The following is a 20,569-nucleotide window of genomic DNA, read 5'->3' as shown; positions in this document are numbered from 1 at the left end:
CCGACCCGAGATCGCCGAAGGAGACCGTCCCCGTGGGAGCCCGCACCAACACCCGGCAGAAGATGCTCTACAGCGCCGTGGAACTGCTGCGCGAACGCGGTGCGGCCGGGGTGACCGTCGATGCCGTGCTGGCCCGCAGCGGCGCGCCCCGCGGGTCGGTCTACCACCACTTCCCCGGTGGCCGGGCCCAGATCATGACCGAGTCGCTCACCCTCGCCGGTGACACGATCGGCACGATCATCGATCAGGCGGCGGCGCGCGGATCACGCACGGCGCTGCGCAGCATCGGCGAGTTCTGGACCGCGATCCTGCGCTCCTCCGAATACGAGGCGGGCTGTCCGGTGGTCTCGGTCGCGGTGGGCGGTTCCTCCGAGGACCGGCACCTGCGGCCGGAGATCGCCGAGATCCTGCGCCGCTGGCATCGCGCCCTGGACGCGGCCCTGACCGCCGACGGCGTCGACCCGGCGCGGGCGGGCCGGCTGGCCACGATGGCGATCGCGGCCGTGGAGGGCGCGGTCATCCTGTGCCGGGTCGACGGCTCCACCGAGCCGCTCGACGAGGTGCTCGCCGAGCTCGAGACCATGCTCGGCGCCGCGACCGGCCGCGCGGCCTCACAGATCGAGGACGAGAGTCCCGCTGTCGCACCGTGATACGCAGGCGAGGGCCTTGCCCTCGGCCCGCTCGGCGTCGGTGAGCACGGTGTCGCGATGGTCGGGGTCACCGGCCACCACCCGCACCACGCAGGTCCGGCAGAAGCCCTGACGGCAGGAGTACGGCTGGTCGGGCCGCACGCGCAGGAGCGCGGCGAGCATGGTCTCGTCCGCGCCGACATCCACGGACTCACCGCTGCTCGCCAGTCGCACCGTGAACGGCGCGCCGTCCACGACGGGCGCGGGCGAGAAACGCTCCGCGTGGAATTCGATGCCGTCGCGCTGCCTGACCGCGTCCAGCAGGGCGGCGGTCAGGACGGTCGGTCCGCAGCAGTAGATCGCGGTGTCGGTGTCGACACCGGCGAGCAGTTCCGCGACGGTGGGGATGCCGTGCTCGGCGTCGGTGCGCACCGTGACGCGGTCACCGAACTCGGCGATCTCGTCGAGGAACGGAAGGGTCGCGCGGGTGCGCCCGCAGTAGACCATCGTCCACGGCGCCCCGAGCCGGTCGGCGGCCCTGGCCATGGTCAGGATCGGGGTGATGCCGATGCCCGCGGCCACGAAATGCAGTCGGCGCGCGGTGGATCCGCGCCCGGGCGGGGCGAACGGGAAGGCGTTGCGCGGACCGCGCACGGTCAGCTCCGCGCCGACCGGCAGGTCGTCGTGCACCTCGATCGACCCGCCACCACCGGTGGGGATGCGGCGCACCGCGATCCGGTAGACGCCGCGGTCGGCCGGATCGCCGCACAGCGAGTACTGGCGGACGCGCCCCGAGGGCAGTTCCAGGTCGATGTGCGCGCCCGGCTGCCAGCGCGGCAGGGCACGCCCCGACGGGGACTCCAGGCGCAGGCTCACCACGTCGGCGTCGGCCGCGACGATCGTCCGCTCGGTCACGACGACCGGGAAACGGCGGTCGTCCACGCCGGATTCGAGCCTGCGCCGGTTGATCAGCGTCGACAGGCTCACCTTCGCGGTGGCGATCCGGTCGATCACCCGGGTGGTCGGGTCGTGGTCGTGCTTGCCGTACAGGTCCGGCGGCAGCGTGGCGGGGACACCGGGCCCGGTCACGGGTGCGCCGCCCTGGCCGCGGGCGACTTCGCCAGATACGCGATCGCCTGCTCGGTCGAGCCCACACTGTTCGGCGAATAGCGCGGATCGAACGTCGACAGCGCGCTGAGCGCGAGCGCCCGCAGGCGCGGCAGCGCACCGCGCCGCATGGCGCCGAGGATCCGCCACAGCAGCATCGGATAGCCGATGTCGGGCATGCCGGGGTCCTGGTTGATCAGGTAGCGGGTGCCGCGCAGGATCAGCACGAGCAGGATCGGGATGACGATCATCATCATCACCGCGCGCCGCAGATAGCCCGCGCCGAAGTAGATCGCGACATCGTGGGCGACATTGCGGTGCTCCACTTCCTCGGCGCCGTGCCAGCGGAACAGGTCGAGCATGCGCGGATCGGCGTGGTGTTTCTCCAAGTCGGCGTTGAGGATCCAGTCACCGAGCCAGGCGAAGAAGTGCTCGAGGCTGGCGATGAAGGTCAACCGCTCCACCATCCGCACCTCGGTGGCCGCGGTCCCCGCGTCCCGGGCGCCGAGGGTGTTGCGGAAGACGAATTCCATCTGCCGCACATACGGCGCGGTATCGATGCCGTGCGCGGCGAGCACCCCGGCCAGCACCTTCTGGTGCGTCTCGGCGTGCATCGACTCCTGGCCGATGAAGCCGAGCATGTCCTCGCGCAGCTTGGCGTCGCGCACGTACGGCAGCGCCTCGCTGTAGGCCGCGCAGAACATCCGCTCCCCTTCGGGCAGCAGCAGATTCAGCGAGTTGACGACGTGCGAGGCGACCGGCTCGTCCGGCATCCACCGCAGGGCGGTGTCGGTCCAGTCGAACCGCACATTGCGCGCGTGCAGCGCGACCGGCGCGGGTGCGCTCCGGCGGCGACGGGGCAGCTTCATCGGACCTCCTCCGCGGCCGGGGTACCGGCGCGCAGGAAACGGCCGGCGCCCCAGGTGGCGCCGAGCCCGTCGGCGAACTCGCCGCGCGTGAACACCCGCTTGCCGCCGACGACGGTGGCCAGGACGGCGTCGTCGCTGCGGTTGACCATCCGGTCCAGCCCGAATTCCGGCAGCGGCGCCTCGTGCAGCTCGTGCACCCGGGCGTCCAGGCCGGCGGGGTCGAGGACGAGCAGGTCGGCGCGATCGCCTTCGCGCAGGTGACCGGCCTCGATCCGGAACCAGTCGGCGAGCTCACCGGTGAGCCGGTGCACGGCCCGCTCCACGCTGAGGAACGGCTTCCCCGCTTCTTGCGCGCGCAGCACGCGTTCCAGCAGGCGCAGCGGATAGTTGTAGAAGGCCATGTTGCGCAGGTGCGCGCCCGCGTCGCCGAAGCCCATCTGCACCCCGCTGCTGGCGGCGAGCTTGTTCAGGTAGCCGGGCCGGTCGTTGGCGATGGTGGTGCGCCAGCGCAGCGCGGAGCCGTGTTCGACCACCAGGTCGAGGTAGGCGTCGACCGGATGCAGCCCACGGTCCGCGCCGACCCCGCCGATCGTCTTGCCGACCACGGCGGTGTCGGGACAGGCGATGATCTCGGCGTCGAAGAAGTCGCGGTGCCAGATGCGCGGGGTGAACTTGTTGTCGTACTGCTTGCGGAACCAGCGCCGGTAGGACTCGTCGCGCAGCAGTTCGTTGCGCTCGACCTGGTCCTTCAGGTGCAGCGCGGCCGCACCGGCGCCGAACTCCTCGAAGACCACCAGATCGATGCCGTCGGCGTACACCGTGAACGGCACGGGCAGGTGCTGCCAGCGGAAGTCGGTGCGCGCGAAGCGGTTCAGCAGCGGCGCGACCGTCAGCATGAACCACACCAGCGGCGGATAGGCCTTGGAGTCGGCGGCCGAGAGCAGCGAGGTGCGCAGCGGACGACGTCCGATCCCGGCGCTGGCCAGGAAGAACTTCGCGATGTTCGGGCGCAGGCTCACCGTGGGCGCGCTCTGCAGGATGCGGCGGTGGCGGCGCAGCACGCGGTTGAGCGCGCGGACCTCCTTGCCGCGGGCGTAGGTCGAGGGCAGCGAGCGGGAGCGGTACTCGTCGCCGTCGATCTTGTCGAGCGGGTTCGACATCGACGACAGGCCGAGGAAGCCCGCCGCGATCGCCTCACCGAGCAGCTCCCGCATCCGCTCTAGCTCCGCGGCCGTCGGCTTGGTGTCCCTGGTGACGGCGCGACCGAGGCCGAGCACATGGGTGCGCAGATCCGAATGCCCCAGGAACGCCGCGATATTCGGCCCGAGCGGCAGTTCGTCGATCGCCTTGGCGTATTCGGCCGGACCCGACCAGGTCCGCGTGCGGTCGAGCGTGTCGTAGACGGCGTCGCGGGGCACCGCCTCGACCCGGCTGAAGATGTCGGCGCAGTCGGTGTTGGAGGCCAGCACCGTCGACAGCGAGCAGTTGCCGATGACGACGGTGGTGACACCGTGCCGCAACGACTCCGACAGCTCCGGCTTGATCAGCACCTCGGCGTCGTAGTGGGTGTGCACGTCGACGAAGCCGGGCAGCACCCACTTGCCGTCGGCGTCGATCACCTCGGTGTTCGGTCCGATGGGCAGCGGCTCGGCCGAGACCCGCCGCACCACGCCGTCGGTGATGCCGAGATGGCGGCGCTGCGCGGGGGCGCCGGTGCCGTCGAACCAGGTGCCGCCGGTGATGACGAGATCGAAATCGGTCATGGGAGAACTACTTTCCGGTGTCGGTCGAGTGCGCGGCGATGAACTTCTCCGCGTAGTCCGCGATCGCGCCGGGGTCGGCGAAGGGCAGCCAGTGGCCGCGCGGCAGGTCGTAGCGGACCAGCTCGTCGGCCCGGTCCGCGTAGCCGTCGTAGCCGGCCGGACGCACGGCGATGTCGCGGGTGTTGACGATCAGCTGGACGGGCACGGCGGTGCGGCGGTCCCGCGGCGCGACCATCCGCGCAATGATGTTGGCCTTGTAGAAGCGCAGGCCCGAGACCATGTCGCGGCGCAGACTGTCGGCGACGGTGACCTGCTCGGGCCGGATGCCCTCGACCAGGCGCAGGAACAGCCGCCACAGCCGCGCCGAACCGGCCACCCGGAAGAACAGGCCGGGCAGCACCGGCAGCATGAAGAACCCGGTGTAGGCCGAGGACAGGGTCTGGGCCAGTGTGTTCCACACCGCGCGCGGCGTCGGCCTGCGCAGCGGTGCCCGCAGGAACGTGCCGAGATGGTCGAGGTTGGGGCCGGAGATCGAGGTGAACGACGCGACGAATTCCTCGGCGCCCGGCTCGCACACCGCCTCCCAGACCTGGACCGAGCCCCAGTCGTGCGCGACGACGTGCACCGGCTGCTCCGGGCTGAGCTGATCGATCACGGCGAAGAAGTCGGTCGCGAGCCGGTCCAGGCGATACGCCGACACCGGGCGCGGCGCGCTGGACTCCCCGTACCCGCGGGTGTCGTAGGCCAGCACCCGGTAGTCGTCCGCCAGCAGCGCGATCACGCCGTCCCACAGGTGGTGGGTGTCCGGCCAGCCGTGGACCAGTACCACGGGTACACCGTCGGGCCGTCCGTACTCGAAGACGGCGAGCTCGATCTCACCGTTGCTGACCCGGTGCTGTCGCCGTGGTTCGGGCCGGACACTGGGCTGATGGTCGAGGTGAGCCGCCATGGGAATTCCTTCTGGACGCGTGCGCCACTGCACGTTGTACTCCGAGTTCGCTTACACGGTACCGCTGGTACCGGTGGAGAGTTTCCCGGGCCGGTGGCGACCCTGTCAAGCACGACCGGGCAATCACCACCGGAACTGCCGGTATGCTGCCGATACGGCTTGGGGCGACGCGGAAGAACAGGGACATGTCGATGACATCGGGGCGTTCGGCCGCGCGGATCCTCTCGCGCGACGATGTCGTCCAGGGGGCGATCCGCGCCATCGGCCGCGACGGCGCGCAGGTGACGATGGGGGCGATCGCGGCCGAGGTGGGCGTCGCGAAACCACGGCTGTACCGCATGTTCACCGACAAGTCCGACCTGGACCGGGCCGTCGCGGACTGGCTGGTCGATCAGATCTACCGGGCGGTGGCGCCGGATCTGTCGCTGATGATGCAGACCCGCCGGACGACCGTGCACCAGTTCCTGACCGCGGCCACGGAGGTCGTGCTCACCTACCCGAACGTGTTCCGCTACGTCGCGATCACCCAGAGCGTCCCGACCGGCGACGGCACGGCCCGCCCGCTCGATGTGGGCAGGCGCCTGTCCGGCGATCTCGCCGAACGCACCAGCACGCTGTTCGCCACGGTCGGTCTCGACACCGATGGTGTCGAGCACCTCGCGCGTGGCATCGTCGGCTTCCTCGTCGCGGTCACCGATCTCTGGCTCGACGTGCCCGGCACGCCGGATCCCGCCGCCACCAGGGAATTCATCGAGCGCAGCACCGATTCGGTCTGCCAGCTCCTGGACGGCTTCCTGCGCGGCAAGGGTGTCACCGTCGACCCGGATCAACCCGTGGTCGAAACCCTCGCCGCGATCTCCCAGGGTCTCCCCCAGGCTTGACGCGGCGCTCAGCCGCGCTGGTGACGGCTCTCGTAGGCGGCGCGCTCGGCGTCGGCGCGGCGGCGTTCGGCCTCGTCGGCCAGTTCGGGGTCGAAGCCGTGGCTGACCAGGCGGTGCCGCCGGTAGACGTAGACCAGGGCGACGGTGAAGTAGACCAGCGGCAGGTAGAGCAGCGCCATCATCGACAGGCCCATCCAGAGCGGGCCGGGGACCAGCAGGAACAGGCACAGGATCGGCAGCACCGGGAGCAGGAAGCGCATCAGGTAGCGGCGGGTGGCGCCGGGACCGGTCAGATCGGCGAGGACCCAGTCCGCCATCTCCGGCGGCAGGGTGCCGCCGGTGACGTAGCGCACGCGCTGCCAGAGATTGGGGGTCGAGGCGGTCATTGGTGCTCCCTCACATCCGATGCGCGCCGCGCGGCCGCGTTGACCCGGCCGAGGACATCGCGCAATTCTTCCAGGTCCGCCAGGCTCACGCCGAGCCGCTCGACGACCGCGGGCGGAATCTCCTCGGCCTGCCTGCGCAGGTCGCGACCCGCCTCGGTGAGATCGATGTGCAGGGTCCGTTCGTCGTGCGGATCGCGACGGCGGGTGATCAAGCCGGCGGATTCGAGCCGCTTGAGCAGTGGCGACAGCGTCGCCGAGTCGAGCTGGATCGCCTCGGCGACCGCCTTGACCGACATCGGCGCCTCACCCCACAGGGCAAGCATCACCAGGTACTGCGGATGGGTCAGCCCGAGCGGTTCGAGCAGCGGACGGTAGACCGCCAGCACCGATCGGTTGGCCACCGCCAGGGCGAAACACACCTGCCGGTCGAGCCGCAACGGGTCGTCGAGCTCCTGCATGATCCACCGCCTTCCTTCGTCCACACACTATTATGCCACTAATAGTTAGTGCAATAACTATTAGTGGCATCACAGGCCGAACGGCCGGGGATCACTCCTCGTCGACGAGCGGCTCCCCGGCGGCGGCGCGACGAACCTTCTCGCGGCCGTTGTCCTCCTCGGTGCGCCCCTGCCGCCAGTACCCGGTGAAGGTGATGGCGCGCTTGTCGATGCCGCGGTCGCGCACGAGATTGCGGCGGGTGAGCTTCACCAGTTCGGCCTCGCCGGAGATCCACGCGTACGGTGCGCCCGGCGGGAATTCGGCGGCGCACACCGCGTCCACCACGGCCGCGCCGTGCGGGCGATCACCGCGATGTACCCACCGGACGCGCACGTCACCGCGGGTGTCGAACCGCTGCTCGTCGGCGGGACCGGCGACCTCGATGAACGCCAGGACCGCCGCGCCCGCGTCGAGGCGTTCGACGATCGCGCCGATGGCCGGAATCGCGGTCTCGTCGCCGATCAGCAACTGCCAGGCGGGATTCGGCGGCGGGGTGTAGAGCGCGTGCGGCGGGCAGAGCAGGCCGATCTCGTCGCCGGGCGCCGCGGTCGTCGCCCACTCCGACGCGGGTCCGGCGTGCTCGGCGTGCAGCGCGAAATCGATGTCCAGCTCACCGATCTCGGGCCGCTGCGCCCGGATGGTGTAGGTGCGCATCGGCGGGCGGATCTCGTCGGCCATGGCGAGATACCGCTGGTACCAGCTCATCACGCTGCCCGCGTCGTCGAGCGGCGGCGGGACGACGGGACGCCGCTGACCGGGCAGCGGGAAGAACAGCTTCGTGTACTGATCCGGTCCCGTGTCCCCGAGGGCGGCCGGGTCCGGACAGGCCAGGGTGACACGCACCATGCGCGGGGTCAGCCGCACCGCGCGGCGGACCCGCAGCGGCGCGTAGACCATGGTCGGACGGGACACAGTCTCGATAGCCATTAGGCAAGGCTAACCTATCAACCCCCGGGGCGGCACTCCCCTAGTCGACCGCCAGGCCCGAGATGAGCTGCTCGATGACGCCCCGGACAGCCGTCGTCGCCTCGGGATCGTCGGAGTTCGCCAGGTACTGCGCCGCCTCGTCCAGCGCGCCGACCACCACCAGCGCCAGCGGCCGCACCGGCTGCTTCCTGATCCGCCCGGCGGCCATCGCCCCGGCCAGCGCGTTCTCCACCAGGCCGATGGTGTGCCGCAACTCGATCTCGCGCCACCGGCTCCACCCGAGCACCGCCGGTGCGTCGAGCAGCGCGATCCGCCGCACCTCGGTGGCGGTGGAGGCCTGCAACCAGGCCAGGCAGCCGACGATCAGGCTCGCGATCGGATCCGCGGCCCGCGCCGCGGCGACCGCGGTGGCGATCACCTCCACCAGGCTGCGTTCGAGGTCCTCGAAGACCGCCTCGAACAGATCCTTCTTCTCGGCGAACTGGTGATAGAGCGCGCCGCGGCTGACCCCCGCCGCCTCGGCGACCGCGATGGTGCTCACCGCGCCGTATCCGAACTGCCCGAACAGTTCTCGCCCGGCGCGGACGACCGCGGCGCGGGTGGCGGCCGAGCGCTCGGCTTGGGTTCGGCGATCAGGGTTCATGGCGACGTCGAAGTCTAGGGCAGCACCGCCGCCATGGCGGATCGAGGCCCTTCGCCCCCTTGACCGGGCACCCCCGCTCCGGGAACATACAGTCATCCTGTTTGTATCTCGGAAGGGGCCGGCCACATGTCCGATGCCACCAAGGATCTGTTCGAGCGCTACCACGCCTGCTGGGCCGACCGCGACCCCGATCGCATCGTCGCTCTGCACACCACCGATTCGATCTTCCACCTGCATTCCGGCGGCGCGCCCGCGCACGGACGCGACGAGATCCGCGTCGCCGCGGCGGAAACCTTCGCCCTGGTCCCCGACCTGACCTTCACCCAGGTCGACCTGCGCGTCGGCGACGACTTCTGGGTGGTGCGCTGGAAGCTGTCGGGCACCTCCGTCACCGGCGGCACCGTCGACGTGGATATCGCGGACATGGTGCTCGTCGAGGACGGCGCGGTCAAGGAGAAGCACACCTACGTGGACGGCGTCGCCATGCAGGCCGCCTTGTCCGCGCCCGCCGAGATCGCCTGAGTCAGTGGGTCTTCGCCGGTGGCGCTGCCACCGGCGAAACTCCTCAGCCCTGCTGGTCGGCGTGCTCGATCGCCGACAGCACCGCGGCGGTAACCGTCTCGGGCGCCTCCACCATGACCAGATGCCCGGCATCGTCGACGACGATCTCGCGCACCGGCCGCAGCGTCCGGTTCAGCTCCGCGCCCGCGCGCGCCGACAGCACCCGGTTGCGCGCGCCCCAGATCGTGGTGATCGGCGGGAAATCCTCGGGCGGCACGAACTCGTCGAGCGTGGCCAGGCGCGGGATCTCGCGGGCGATCGCGGCGGTCACCATCAGCCTGCGCGGCTCGGTCCAGCTCGCCCGCAGATGCCGGGCGGTCGCGTCGGTGTGGGCGCCACCCGCGCCGAGTTGCTCGGCGACGATGAGCCCGGCGAGCGGACCCGGGATGCGGACCATCGACAGCAGCGAGTCCAGGCGCACATGCTTGCCGAGCAGCGCGGCCCAGCCGGTCCTGGTCGGCTTCACGGTGGCGGGGGTCAGCGGGCTGCTCAGCACCAGCGACCGCACCAGGTCCGGACGCGCCTGCGTGAACAGCAGCGACAGCGCGCTGCCGAAGCAGTGCCCGACCAGCGTCACCTCGCGCAGATCCAGTTCGGCGAAGACCGCCTCGACCATGGCGAGGTAGTTCTCCAGGGTGTACCCCGCGTCGGGGGCCTCCGATTCGCCGTAGCCGATCAGGTCGACGGCGACGACCCGGTGCGCGGACCGCAGCGCGTCGTACTGTGCCCGCCAGATGGTGCGATCGCCGCCGAGATTGTGCAGGAAGACGACCGGTGGCCCCGATCCCGCCTCGTCGTAGGCGATCGACGTTCCACCGATATCGAGACGTGGCATCCGCGATGCCTCCTTTTCCCCACACCACCTCGTCGTGGTGTGGTCACGGTAACTCGAGCCCGCCGCCCGATCCCGGCGAACCCTCAGACCGGCAGCAGACCGTCGGCCATCAACTGATCACGAATCGCGTCGGTGAGCTGTTCGGTCAGCGGATCCAGCGGTGTCACCGGCACCGGGAGCCCGTCCTCGACGCGCGTCTGCACGAGAGCGTGCGCCAGGACCAGGAACTCCGCGGACCGGATGGTGCCCCAGGTCCTGGCCACGATCGCGCGGGTCGGCGCGGTCGGGTGGACCGCCCGGCGCCGCCACCGGTGCAGGTCGGTGTGGACCGCGGCGTTGAGGCGACGGTCGGCCGCCGCGTATTCGGCGCGGCGGCGCTCCGCGAGCATCTCGTGCGACACCCGCGGATACAGGTGTTCGCACAGCACGGCATGGCGGGCGTCCTCGCGCGCGGTGCCGCGCAGGGCCGCGACGGTCCGGGCGGCGGGGAGCCCGCTGCCGTGGATCGCGCGCCAGTCGGCCCGCAGGTCGTCGAGGATGGCCGCTTCGGCGACGGCCACCCGGCCGGTGAGCTCGGCCGCCTCGGCGTCGACGCGGGCGGCGCGATCGGCGGCCGATGTCGTGAATTCGGCGTCGTCGAGCCAATTCTCGTGAATTCTCGCGACTTCCGACCGGATATAGGAGTCGATATTCCGGCGCGTGGCGCTCGGCAGGCATTCCCGCGCTGTTCTTTTCCGATGGTCGTCCGGTGCGTTCATTCCGATACTCCAGTAGTGCGTCGTTCGGTTAGGGGAATCGCGTTCCCATCCCTCCACCATCGGCGCCCCTGACCGAATCCGCCCGCGGATCGGCCCAACGCTGTGGGCATTCACAGCGGATCACGCCCGGATCACGACTTCGGCAGACCCAGCTGAGCGCAGGCCCGCAGAGCCACCTCGAGGTCGAGTCTGCGCTCGGTGAGCGGATGACCAAGCAGCTCTTCGGCTTTGCGCACCCGGTAGTGCACGGTGTTCTTGTGCACGTGCAGCCGGGCGGCGGCATCGGTGTAGCTGCCGCGCGCGTCGAGGAACGCCCTTACGGTGTCGCGCAACCGCGCGGCCGTCTCGTCCTTCCCCATCAGCCCGCCCAGCACCCGGCTCGCCCACTCCTGCACCTCGGGCACCCGGTCGGTGAACAGCGCCGACAGCGCCACGTCGGCGTATCCGGTGAGCCCGTGCGTCCGGGTGGCCAGGGCGACGGTGCGGGCCCGCTGGGCGTCGCGGCAGGTCTGCCGGAAGCCGTCCAGACCGGTGGCCGGATCCCCCAGCGCCACCGACAGTTTCGGCTGCGCGCGCAGACCGCGGACCAGCCCGTCGGTGTCGAGCACCGGCTTCCCGGCCGAGGAGATCCACACCCAGCGGCTGTAGTCGTCGACCTCGACGGTCATCGGGGTCTTGCCGGTCGCGGCGGCCATCAGCGCGATGCCCGCCCGCAGGATCGCGCCGGGATCGCGGGTGCCCGGTGGCGTCCACAGCACCGCGAACTGCTGCCAGCCGCGCAGCGAGACCCCCAGCATCTGCTCGGCCGAGGCCAGGTCCAGATCGTCGGCGTCGAGCACCGCGCGCACCTGGGCGGCGCGGGCGGCGTCGGTGCGCGCGTCCCAGCGGCGGCGTTCGCTCTCGTAGATGTCGATCAGGCCCTCGATCACCTGGTCGATATAGCTGTTGACGATGTCGGCGATGCGGGCGGCCGCGGCCAGAGCGATGTCGGTGGGCGGGTTCAGTTCGGTCAGCAGCGTCATCGTCCACTGCACGAACATGTGCTCGCCGAGCCGGTAGGCCCGCAGCAGCGCCTCCAGCGACAGATCGTGCTGGGCGAAGCGGCGGGCGTATTCGGCGGCGGCGGGCGGCACGGTGACGTCGTCGATGCCGATGGCCAGGGTGAGCATGTCCAGGATGGCGGCGAGGTTGGACTCGGTGCTGGCCACCATCAGCCTGCGCACCTCGTCGTCGTGCCGGAATTCGGGGATGACCTCGGTGAACATCGAGGTCATCGTCGGGGCCAGCCGGTCCAGGTCCGCCTTGATCCGGCCCGCCACCGTCCGCACGAGGGGGTCGTTGTCAGGGGCCATGGGCGCAGACAGTACCCCCGGTGCCGGGGCGGACGGCGCCGTTTGTGCCCGGGGCACAACACCGCGTCGCATTGCTGGGCTGCGGGCCCGTAGGCGGCGCCGGATCCGCGCCCTACCTTGAGACATGTAATCCAGATCACATCAGTCTCCGGTGAGGAATCATGCGACACATCGCCGAATTGCCCGAGGTCAGAGCCACCGCCGACCCGCACGGACCCGCGCTGGCCGACGACTCGACCACGCTGTCCAACGCGCAGTTCCACGCGCGGGTCGAGGCCGCCGCGTCGATCCTGCACCGGGCGGGTGTCCGGGCCGACGATGTCGTCGCCGTCGTGCTGCCCAACCGGGTGGAGCTCGTGGTGGTCCTGTTCGCCGCCTGGCGGCTCGGCGCCGCGGTCACGCCCGTGAACCCCGGCCTGACCGACGACGACATCCGGTACCAGATCGAGGATTCGGGCGCCGGGGTGGTGATCGGCGAACCCGGGCGCGCGGGGGTCACCCTGGCGGTCGACGACCTCGCCCGGTCCGCGGGCCCGGTCGCCGCCGCGGCGCCCGTCGACAACCTGGCGCTGATCATCTACACCAGCGGCACCACGGGCAGGCCCAAGGGCGTGCTGCTCGGGCACGAGAACCTGGCCGCCATGTGCACGATGATCATCGGCGCGCTCGGCCTGGACGCGAGCGACCACAGCCTGCTGATCCTGCCGCTGTTCCACGTCAACGGCATCGTGGTCAGCGTGCTGTCGCCGCTGCTGGCGGGCGGCCGCACCACCGTCGCCGGCAAGTTCTCCGCGTCGGGATTCTTCGACGCCGTGGCACGGATCCGGCCCACCTATTTCTCGGCGGTGCCCGCGATCTACGCGATGCTGGTGGCCCAGCCCGAGGGCGAGCGCCCCGACGCGTCCTCGCTGCGACTGGCGATCTGCGGCGCGGCGCCCACCCCCGCCGAGCTCATCGACCGCTTCCAGCAGCGCTACGGCGTGCCGATCGTGGAGGGCTACGGCCTGTCCGAGGGCACCTGCGCGTCGACCCTGAATCCGGTGGCGGGACAGCGCAAACCGGGCACGGTCGGGCTGCCGCTGCCCGGCCAGGCGGTGGCGATCATGGACCCCGACGGCGCGCTGGTGGCGCCCGGTGAACCCGGGGAGGTCGTCGTCCGCGGACCGAATGTCATGCGGGGCTATCTCGGCAAACCCACCGAGACGGCCGCCACCGTGGTGGACGGCTGGCTGCACACCGGCGACGTCGGCTACTTCGACCCCGACGGCTACCTGGTGCTGGTCGACCGGATCAAGGACATGATCATCCGCGGCGGGGAGAACCTGTACCCCAAGGAGATCGAGAACGCGCTCTACCGGCACCCGGCGGTCCACGAGGCCGCGGTGGTCGGGGTACCCGACGCCGTGCTCGGCGAGGTACCGGTGGCCCATGTGGTGGCCGCGCCGCGGGCCAGGATCACCGCCGCGGAGCTGACCGAGCACTGCCGGGCGGAACTGGCCGCGTTCAAGGTGCCCGTCGCGATCGTGCTCACGGCCGAGATGCCGCGCAATCCGGTCGGCAAGATCGACAAGAAGCAATTGCGGGCACTCGCTACGCGCGTCTGAACACCACTGCGCCACACATCAATTCGAACGAAAGTCGGACTTTCGGTCGCGGTCCGCCGCGTCCGCGAGCGGGAAGAAAGGAATCGGGCCATGGGCTTCAAGACGGGAGATTTCCCGCCGGTGGATACGGAGACATTTCTGGATCTGCCACTGCGCGACCGTGTTCGGACGCTGGCCTTGCACTGGGCGGAATACGGCTTCGGCACGCCGAAGATGATCCACACCATCTACATCCTGAAATTGCTGGTGGTCTATGTCCTCGGCGGGGTCGTGCTGGCGACCGCGACCTCGGGCACAGGGCCGTTCTGGGATGTCGCGCAGTGGTGGAACCAGCCGATCGTCTACCAGAAGCTGGTGCTGTGGACGGTCCTGCTCGAGGCCATCGGCGTCGCGGGCTCGTGGGGGCCGCTGGCGGGCAAGTTCAAGCCGATGACCGGCGGCGCGCTGTATTTCGCCCGGCGCGGCGCCATCCGCCTGCGGCCGTGGCATCGGGTGCCGTTCACCGACGGTGACTCGCGCACCCTGCTGGACGTGGCCCTCTACCTCGGCTTCCTCGCGTCCCTGCTGGTGGCGCTGCTGGCACCGGGCAAGACCACCGCCTCGCTGCTGGCGGCGTTGCCGGACAACACGTCCGGGCTGGTCGCTCCCGCCCTGCTGGTCGCCCCGATCGTGCTGTACGTGCTGTGCGGCCTGCGCGACAAGACGATCTTCCTGGCGGCCCGGGGCGAGCAGTACCTGCCCGCGCTGCTGTTCTTCGCGGTGCTGCCGTTCACCGACATGATCATCGCGGCCAAGCTGCTGATCGTGATCGTGTGGGTCGGCGCCGGGGTGTCCAAGTTCGGCAAGCACTTCACCAATGTGGTGCCGCCGATGGTGTCCAACAGCCCGGCGATGCCGTTCCGCTCGCTCAAGCGCGCGCACTACCGCGACTTCCCGCACGACATCCGCCCGTCGGGGCTGGCCTCGTTCATGGCCCACGTCGGCGGCACCACCGTCGAGGTGGTCACCCCGATCGTGCTGCTGTTCACCACCAACCACTGGCTCAACCTGGCCGGTGTCGCCATGATGGTGATCTTCCACCTGTTCATCACCTCCACCTTCCCGCTGGCGGTGCCGCTGGAGTGGAACATCCTGTTCGCCTACCTGACCGTGTTCCTGTTCCTCGGGTTCCCGAACGCCGACGGCTACGGCGTGTTCGACATGTCCTCCCCGTGGCTGACGGTGGCGATCGCGGCGGGTCTCGCGTTCTTCCCGGTGCTGGGCAATCTGCGCCCGGATCTGGTCTCGTTCCTGCCGTCCATGCGCCAGTACGCGGGCAACTGGGCCTCGGCGCTGTGGGCCTTCGCCCCCGGCGCGGAGGCGAAGCTGAACACCATCGCGCACCGGCCCGCCGACAACCAGATCGACCAGCTGCTGGCCATGGGCTACCCGGCGGCGGTCGCCGAGATCACCATGCAGCAGACCATCGCCTGGCGGTCGATGCACAGTCAGGGCCGCGGCCTGTTCTCCCTGCTGTACAAGCACATTCCGGCGCTGGACAGCTGGACGGTGCGCGAGGCCGAGTTCGCCTGCAACTCACTGATCGGGTTCAACTTCGGCGACGGTCACCTGCACGGTCTCGACCTGATCGCCGCGGTGCAGGCCCGGGTCGGGTTCGCGCCGGGAGAATGGATCGTAGTGTGGGTGGAGTCGCAGCCGATCCACCGCGGCACGCAGCGGTACCTGGTGGTCGACGCCGCGCTCGGGGTCCTCGAACGCGGCACCTGGGAGGTCGCCGACGCGGTGGCGGCGCTGCCGTGGCTGCCCGACGGCCCCATCCCGCACCGGGTGACCTGGCGACGCGACGACGTCACCACGATCGCCCCGCAGCACGACACCGTGGCCCAGTCGGCCGAGTAGGAGAGGACGAGTCGATGACAACGGCGACAGTGGTCGGTAGCGGCCCCAACGGCCTGGCCGCGGCCGTCACCCTGGCCATGGCCGGCGTGACGGTGACGGTGGTCGAGGCCGCCGACACGATCGGCGGCGGCACCCGCTCGAGCGAGGCGATCGTGCCCGGCCTGCTGCACGACCACTGCTCGGCCATCCATCCGATGGCCGTGGGGTCGCCGTTCCTGCGACGCGTCGACCTGGAGCGATACGGATTGCGCTGGGCGTGGGCCGACCTCGAGTGCGTGCATCCGCTCGACGACGGCAGCGCGGGCGTCCTGCACCGGTCGGTCACCGAGACCGCCGCGGGCCTCGGCGCGGACGAACGGCTGTGGCGCACCCTGTTCGAGCGGACGGTCGCCGGCTACGACGAGACCGGCACCGACATCATGCGGCCGCTGCTGCGGCTGCCCCGGCATCCACTCCGCTTGGCGCGCTTCGGGATTCCCGCGACGGCGCCCGCCGCGCTGCTGGCGAAGGCGTTCCGCACCGAGCCGGGCCGGGCGCTGTTCGGCGGGGTCGCCGCGCACGCGTTCCATCCGCTCGAGCGGCCGCTGAGCGCCAGTATCGGGCTGGGCATCCTGACCGCGGGTCACCGCTACGGCTGGGCGGTGGCCGTCGGCGGATCACAGCGGATCGCCGACAGCATGGCGGCGGCGCTGGCCGACCACGGCGGCAAGATCGAGACCGGCGTGCGGGTGCGCTCGCTCGCCGATCTGCCGATCGCCGACATCACCGTCTGGGACGTCGCGCCGACGGCGGTGGCCGAGATCGTCGGCGACCGCCTCCCGCCCCGGATCGCCCGAGCCTATCGGCGCTTCCGCTACGGGCCCGGCGCGTTCAAGGTCGACTTCGCGGTCGAGGGCGGCGTCCCGTGGACCGCCGAGGCGGCGCGGCGCGCCGGCACTGTGCATCTGGGCGGCTCGTTCGCCGAGATCGCCGCGGGTGAACGCGACATCCACGCGGGTCGGCTGCCCCGGCGCCCGTTCGTCCTGGTGGGTCAGCAGTATCTCGCCGATCCGCAGCGGTCGGTGGGCTCGGTGCACCCCGTGTGGACCTACGCCCACGTCCCGCACGGCTACACCGGAGACGCCACCGCGGCGATCATCGCCCAGATCGAACGCTTCGCGCCCGGGTTCCGGGACCGCGTGGTCGGCTCGACCACCCGCACCACGACGGAGTTCGCCGGCTACAACGCCAACTATGTCGGCGGCAACATCATGACCGGCGCCAAGGACATCCCCCAGCTGCTCTTCGGCCCACGAAAGACCCTGCAGCCGTATGACATCGGCATTCCCGGCCACTACCTGTGCTCGGCGGCGACCCCGCCCGGACCGGGCGCGCACGGCATGTGTGGCGTCAACGCGGCCGAGCGCGCCCTGCGCCGGTTGGGCTGATCGGATACCGATCCGACCGGTACCGGGCACTCCGCCGGGCGGCCGCCGACCGGCGGTCGACCGGCCGTCCGGGCGAACTTGTCGGACGATCGACCTGGAGTTCGCCAACCTCGGCCTCGGCACTTTCCGCAGGTGGTAGGTTCGATTGCCAGCCCATAGCTGGTAGCCGATCCCACTCGGTCAGGAGGTGGTCAGCCGACATGTCCCGCGCATTCGCCGCGCGCTGGGCCGCGCAGCTGACCGCCACTGTCGACGCCGCACCGCCGGAGTGCCTCGTGACCGCGCTCGAGACATGGACCGAGCGGCTGCTGACCACCCTCGCCACCGGACATCCCGACCCCGTCGTCGCCCAGCGGGCCGGGGCCGCCGTGCACGACCTCGGCTGCGCCGACCCGGTGGCCATCGCCCGGTCGATGCCGATCCTGCAGGCGATGAGCGAGGCGGCGAGCGCGGGCCCGGCGGCATTCGGCATCGTCGCGGGCGGCTTCGGGCAGGGCTTCGCCCGCACGCTGGCCGACGCGGCCGCCCCGGCCACGGAGGGGCTGGAGACGGCGTTCCGGCACGCGTCCATCGCCATCTCCATCGGCGACGCGCACGGCAACATCATCAACGCCAATCCCGCCTTCGAACGGCTGACCGGCAAGACACTGGCCGAACTCCAGGGCACCTCGGGCTTCGACCTGGCCGAGGAGGAGGTGCACCACGCCAGGGAACGCGTCCACGGCGAACTCGAGCGTTCCGAGACCGGCACCATCCGGATCGAAGGCGAGTACGAGCGCCCTGACGGCACCGAGGGCTGGGCCAGCTGGACGGTGACCCGATGCGTGTCCGCCTCCGGCGGCCTCTATCTGCTCGGCTTCGGCGAGGACACCACCGAGCGCCGCACCACCACCGAGCGCCTGCACTGGCAGGCCCACCACGACCCGCTCACCGCGCTGGCCAACCGCAGGCACCTGCTCGCCCATCTCGACACGCTGATCACCGCGGCGGCGCCGGACGACGTCGCCGCGGTGTGCGCGCTGGACATGGACGGCTTCAAGGAGATCAACGACGCCTTCGGCCACACCGTCGGCGACAGCCTGCTCATCGAGGTCGCCGCCCGCTTGCAGGCCTGCCTCGATCCCGAGACCGATCTGCTCGCCCGCATCGGCGGCGACGAGTTCATCGCGGTGCTGCCGCCCCCGGCCGACGCGGCGCGCATCCAGCGCACCGTCGACCTGCTGCACGCCGCCGTCGACGAACCCTTCGTCGTCGCCGACCACGAGATCGAGATCACCATCAGCCTGGGCGCGATCGTCTCCCGGATCGCCGGCGCCGAGCCCCGCGACCTGATGACCGCCGCCGACAACTGTCTCTACACGGCCAAGGCCCTCGGCAAGAACCGCTGGATCCTGCGGCACTGGGACCCGGTCCCCACCGGCTCCTGATCCTTGTCTCCCCAGAGGTGGTGCGGCGCAACGGGTCTGCGGGATCCATCGGCCACACCACCACCACGAACCCTAGCAATAATGTTGCACAGCAACATAATTCACGTTCGCGGACAGCGCCTTCCGGCTAGGGGTTCATCCGGTAGGTGCCCGCCAGTGCGCGGGCCTCGGTGAGCACTCGGTCGAAGCGCGTCCCGTCGTGGACGGGCCTGCGGACGAGGTCGAGGGCGCGGCGCTGCTGGGCGGGGGTCGCGGTCGGCTTGTTGTGCAGGGTCACCGCGTTCGCGGAGAAGGCGCGCACGAAGCCGTCGAAGATCTGGTCGAGCACGGCGGGGTCGGTGCCGTCGATGCGCGCCTGTTCCAGGATCAGCTGCGCGTAGGGCACCGCGGTGAACAGCTCGCCGAGCGCGAAGAGGAAGTCGACGTCCTGCTGCTGGGCGGCGGTCGGCGCCGCGGCGGCCAGCAGGCCCTGGAGCGCGAGCACCTGCTCGAGGAACACCGCCACGTTGGGCACGGCACGGAAGCTCTCGAAGACCGGGCGCCAGTCGGCGAACCGGATCCGGCCAAGGCCGCTGCTCGGACCCTGCCGGAACAGGAACTCGTCGTCGGCGGTGTCGCGCCGGGTCGGCACCGGAGCGTAACTGGCACTGGCGAATTCGGCGCGCAGCGGCTTGACCACCGCGCCGAGTCGCGGCGCCAGCTTGCGGCTCGACCAGCTCAGCGCGCCGGTGACCGCCCGCGCGGCACCGGTGGGGGCTACCGCGGCGCCGGGAATCGATTGCAGCGCGGCCAGTCCCGCGTCGGCCGGATGGAACATGTAGTTGGCCATGAACTTCAGCGACAGCGCCATGTTCACGTGCACGGTGCCCTCGAGTCGCGGCAGGCCGAACATCGCCGTCATGGCGACCGGGAAGTACATGTCGTTCTCGAAGCCGCGCGCGGCGATGACGTCGGCCAGATCCTCGATGACGCGCTGCCCCTGCCGGGTGACCGACATCTTCTCGATGGCGTTGAACAGCAGGTAGCGGCGATCCTGCGGCGAGGCCGAGCGCATGTAGTCGATCGCGCGCTCGCTGTAGAGCTTCATCGCCACGATGCGCGCGTAGGAGTCGGCGATCAGCGAACGCACCTGCGGGAATTCGGTCACCTTGTGCCCGAACAGGATCCGGTTCTCCGCGTGGTCGATCGCCTCGTAGAAGGAGTGCTCACAGGCGCCGATGGCGCCGAAGCCGAGGTTGAACTTGCCCACGTTCACCGTGTTCATCGCCGCGTGGAACGCGTCCTCGCCGCGATGCAGGATGTCGGCCTCGGCGACCGGGTAGTTGTCCAGCTCGAAGGCCGCGACGTAGATCTGGCTGTTGACCACATTGCGCTGGAGCTTGTAGGCCGGGTGCTGGCTGTCGGCGACGAAGAACAGATACCCCTCGTAATCCGCTTCGGTCGGCTTGCTGGTCAGCGCCTTCGCGCTGTCGATGATGGGCTTGTCGGAGCGGCGCCCGAACACCGACACCATCGAGGCCAGGTTGCCGTTGCCGATGTAGTGCTTGCCACCGGTGGCCGAGTACCCGCCGTCGGGCTGCGGGTCGACGATCATGTCGGTGGAGTACACGTCGGCGCCGTGCTCCTTCTCCGAGAGCCCGAAGGCGAAGATCTCGCCGGAATCGAGCTGCGCGGCCGCCTTCTTCTTGGCCGCGGCGTTGCCGCTCTGCCAGATCGGGCCCAGCCCGAGGATGGTGACCTGCCAGACATACCAGTAGGTCATGCCGTAGAAGCCGAAGATCTGGCTGAGCACGGCATTGCGGCCGGTGTCCCAGCGCTTGTCCGGATCGCCGTCGGCCTCGGCCGCCGGGGTGAGGAACGTCGCGAACAGGCGCTCGCGCTTCACGAAGTCCAGGAAGTCGGCGGGCCAGACCTGTTCCTTGTCGTCCTGGAGCAGCCGGGCCTTGCCGCGGGCCTCGAACCAGTCGACGACCGCGTGCAGCAGCCTGCGGGTCTCCGGGTCGAACTGGGCGAAATCGCAGTTCTTCGGGTTGAACAGGACCTGGGGCATCGTC

General features: G+C 70.5%; 19 protein-coding genes. 7 read left to right on the top strand and 12 right to left on the bottom strand.

Annotation, left to right across the window (positions count from 1 at the left end; all coding sequences use genetic code 11):
• Positions 1–32 precede the first annotated feature (32 nt).
• On the top strand, positions 33–650 hold the full coding sequence (locus tag AB0H54_RS26050; RefSeq protein ID WP_357348629.1) for a TetR/AcrR family transcriptional regulator: 618 nt from the start codon (positions 33–35) through the stop codon (positions 648–650).
• Here the strand turns inward: AB0H54_RS26050 and AB0H54_RS26045 are convergent.
• From AB0H54_RS26045 to AB0H54_RS26030, 4 genes are read right to left on the bottom strand one after another with little or no spacing between them, the layout of a single operon-like run.
• Complete coding sequence (locus AB0H54_RS26045; protein ID WP_357348627.1) at positions 612–1,718, bottom strand: PDR/VanB family oxidoreductase; 1,107 nt, start codon at positions 1,716–1,718, stop codon at positions 612–614. The genes AB0H54_RS26050 and AB0H54_RS26045 overlap by 39 nt on opposite strands.
• The gene (locus tag AB0H54_RS26040; protein ID WP_357348625.1) at positions 1,715–2,605 is read right to left on the bottom strand and encodes a metal-dependent hydrolase; all 891 of its coding nucleotides are present in this window, start codon (positions 2,603–2,605) and stop codon (positions 1,715–1,717) included. Before AB0H54_RS26040 ends, AB0H54_RS26045 begins: the two co-directional genes overlap by 4 nt.
• Positions 2,602–4,368 carry an amidohydrolase family protein gene (locus tag AB0H54_RS26035; RefSeq protein ID WP_357348623.1) on the bottom strand — a complete coding sequence of 589 codons (1,767 nt, stop codon included), beginning with the start codon at positions 4,366–4,368 and terminating at the stop codon, positions 2,602–2,604. Before AB0H54_RS26035 ends, AB0H54_RS26040 begins: the two co-directional genes overlap by 4 nt.
• 7 nt (positions 4,369–4,375) lie before the next feature.
• Positions 4,376–5,317: an alpha/beta fold hydrolase gene (locus tag AB0H54_RS26030; protein WP_357348621.1), complete on the bottom strand. Its 942-nt coding sequence runs from the start codon at positions 5,315–5,317 to the stop codon at positions 4,376–4,378.
• A 191-nt stretch (positions 5,318–5,508) separates the two neighbouring features.
• Here AB0H54_RS26030 and AB0H54_RS26025 point away from each other — a divergent pair, with 191 nt between their 5' ends.
• Positions 5,509–6,198 (top strand): TetR/AcrR family transcriptional regulator, encoded by a 690-nt coding sequence (locus tag AB0H54_RS26025; RefSeq protein ID WP_357348619.1) that lies wholly within the window; start codon positions 5,509–5,511, stop codon positions 6,196–6,198.
• An 8-nt stretch (positions 6,199–6,206) separates the two neighbouring features.
• Here AB0H54_RS26025 and AB0H54_RS26020 read toward each other — a convergent pair whose 3' ends face one another.
• The 4 genes from AB0H54_RS26020 to AB0H54_RS26005 all read right to left on the bottom strand — a co-directional run bounded on the left by AB0H54_RS26020 (position 6,207) and on the right by AB0H54_RS26005 (position 8,652).
• Positions 6,207–6,584: a DUF5313 family protein gene (locus AB0H54_RS26020; protein WP_355281148.1), complete on the bottom strand. Its 378-nt coding sequence runs from the start codon at positions 6,582–6,584 to the stop codon at positions 6,207–6,209.
• The gene (locus AB0H54_RS26015) at positions 6,581–7,042 is read right to left on the bottom strand and encodes a MarR family transcriptional regulator (RefSeq protein WP_357348617.1); all 462 of its coding nucleotides are present in this window, start codon (positions 7,040–7,042) and stop codon (positions 6,581–6,583) included. The genes AB0H54_RS26020 and AB0H54_RS26015 overlap by 4 nt, the downstream gene beginning before the upstream one ends.
• Positions 7,043–7,133: 91 nt before the next feature.
• The gene (locus tag AB0H54_RS26010; protein WP_357348615.1) at positions 7,134–8,009 is read right to left on the bottom strand and encodes a siderophore-interacting protein; all 876 of its coding nucleotides are present in this window, start codon (positions 8,007–8,009) and stop codon (positions 7,134–7,136) included.
• 40 nt (positions 8,010–8,049) lie between these two features.
• On the bottom strand, positions 8,050–8,652 hold the full coding sequence (locus AB0H54_RS26005; RefSeq protein WP_355281142.1) for a TetR/AcrR family transcriptional regulator: 603 nt from the start codon (positions 8,650–8,652) through the stop codon (positions 8,050–8,052).
• Positions 8,653–8,778: 126 nt separating this feature from the next.
• Between AB0H54_RS26005 and AB0H54_RS26000 the strand changes: the two genes are divergently transcribed.
• On the top strand, positions 8,779–9,174 hold the full coding sequence (locus tag AB0H54_RS26000) for a nuclear transport factor 2 family protein (protein WP_357348613.1): 396 nt from the start codon (positions 8,779–8,781) through the stop codon (positions 9,172–9,174).
• A gap of 43 nt (positions 9,175–9,217) precedes the next feature.
• On the opposite strand, the gene AB0H54_RS25995 is transcribed toward AB0H54_RS26000, so the two are convergent.
• The 3 genes from AB0H54_RS25995 to AB0H54_RS25985 all read right to left on the bottom strand — a co-directional run bounded on the left by AB0H54_RS25995 (position 9,218) and on the right by AB0H54_RS25985 (position 12,158).
• Positions 9,218–10,048, bottom strand: a complete 831-nt coding sequence (locus AB0H54_RS25995) for an alpha/beta fold hydrolase (RefSeq protein ID WP_357348611.1) — start codon at positions 10,046–10,048, stop codon at positions 9,218–9,220.
• 83 nt (positions 10,049–10,131) lie between these two features.
• A complete protein-coding gene (locus AB0H54_RS25990; protein ID WP_357348609.1) occupies positions 10,132–10,806 on the bottom strand; it encodes a hypothetical protein in 675 nt (224 codons plus the stop codon).
• A 131-nt stretch (positions 10,807–10,937) separates the two neighbouring features.
• The gene (locus AB0H54_RS25985; protein WP_357348607.1) at positions 10,938–12,158 is read right to left on the bottom strand and encodes a helix-turn-helix domain-containing protein; all 1,221 of its coding nucleotides are present in this window, start codon (positions 12,156–12,158) and stop codon (positions 10,938–10,940) included.
• Positions 12,159–12,319: 161 nt separating this feature from the next.
• Between AB0H54_RS25985 and AB0H54_RS25980 the strand changes: the two genes are divergently transcribed.
• The 4 genes from AB0H54_RS25980 to AB0H54_RS25965 all read left to right on the top strand — a co-directional run bounded on the left by AB0H54_RS25980 (position 12,320) and on the right by AB0H54_RS25965 (position 18,515).
• Positions 12,320–13,762 carry an AMP-binding protein gene (locus tag AB0H54_RS25980; RefSeq protein WP_357348605.1) on the top strand — a complete coding sequence of 481 codons (1,443 nt, stop codon included), beginning with the start codon at positions 12,320–12,322 and terminating at the stop codon, positions 13,760–13,762.
• A gap of 90 nt (positions 13,763–13,852) precedes the next feature.
• Entirely contained in the window at positions 13,853–15,661 is a 1,809-nt protein-coding gene (locus AB0H54_RS25975) for a DUF3556 domain-containing protein (RefSeq protein ID WP_357348603.1), read from the top strand.
• A 14-nt stretch (positions 15,662–15,675) separates the two neighbouring features.
• Positions 15,676–17,088: an NAD(P)/FAD-dependent oxidoreductase gene (locus AB0H54_RS25970; RefSeq protein ID WP_357348601.1), complete on the top strand. Its 1,413-nt coding sequence runs from the start codon at positions 15,676–15,678 to the stop codon at positions 17,086–17,088.
• A gap of 200 nt (positions 17,089–17,288) precedes the next feature.
• Entirely contained in the window at positions 17,289–18,515 is a 1,227-nt protein-coding gene (locus AB0H54_RS25965; protein ID WP_357348599.1) for a sensor domain-containing diguanylate cyclase, read from the top strand.
• A gap of 127 nt (positions 18,516–18,642) precedes the next feature.
• Here the strand turns inward: AB0H54_RS25965 and AB0H54_RS25960 are convergent, their stop codons facing one another.
• Entirely contained in the window at positions 18,643–20,565 is a 1,923-nt protein-coding gene (locus AB0H54_RS25960) for an acyl-CoA dehydrogenase family protein (protein ID WP_357349088.1), read from the bottom strand.
• Positions 20,566–20,569: the final 4 nt, after the last annotated feature.

The organism is Nocardia sp. NPDC050718, assembly GCF_040654235.1.
Classification (GTDB): Bacteria; Actinomycetota; Actinomycetes; order Mycobacteriales; family Mycobacteriaceae; genus Nocardia.
This window is presented reverse-complemented; position numbering and strand designations above follow the sequence as displayed.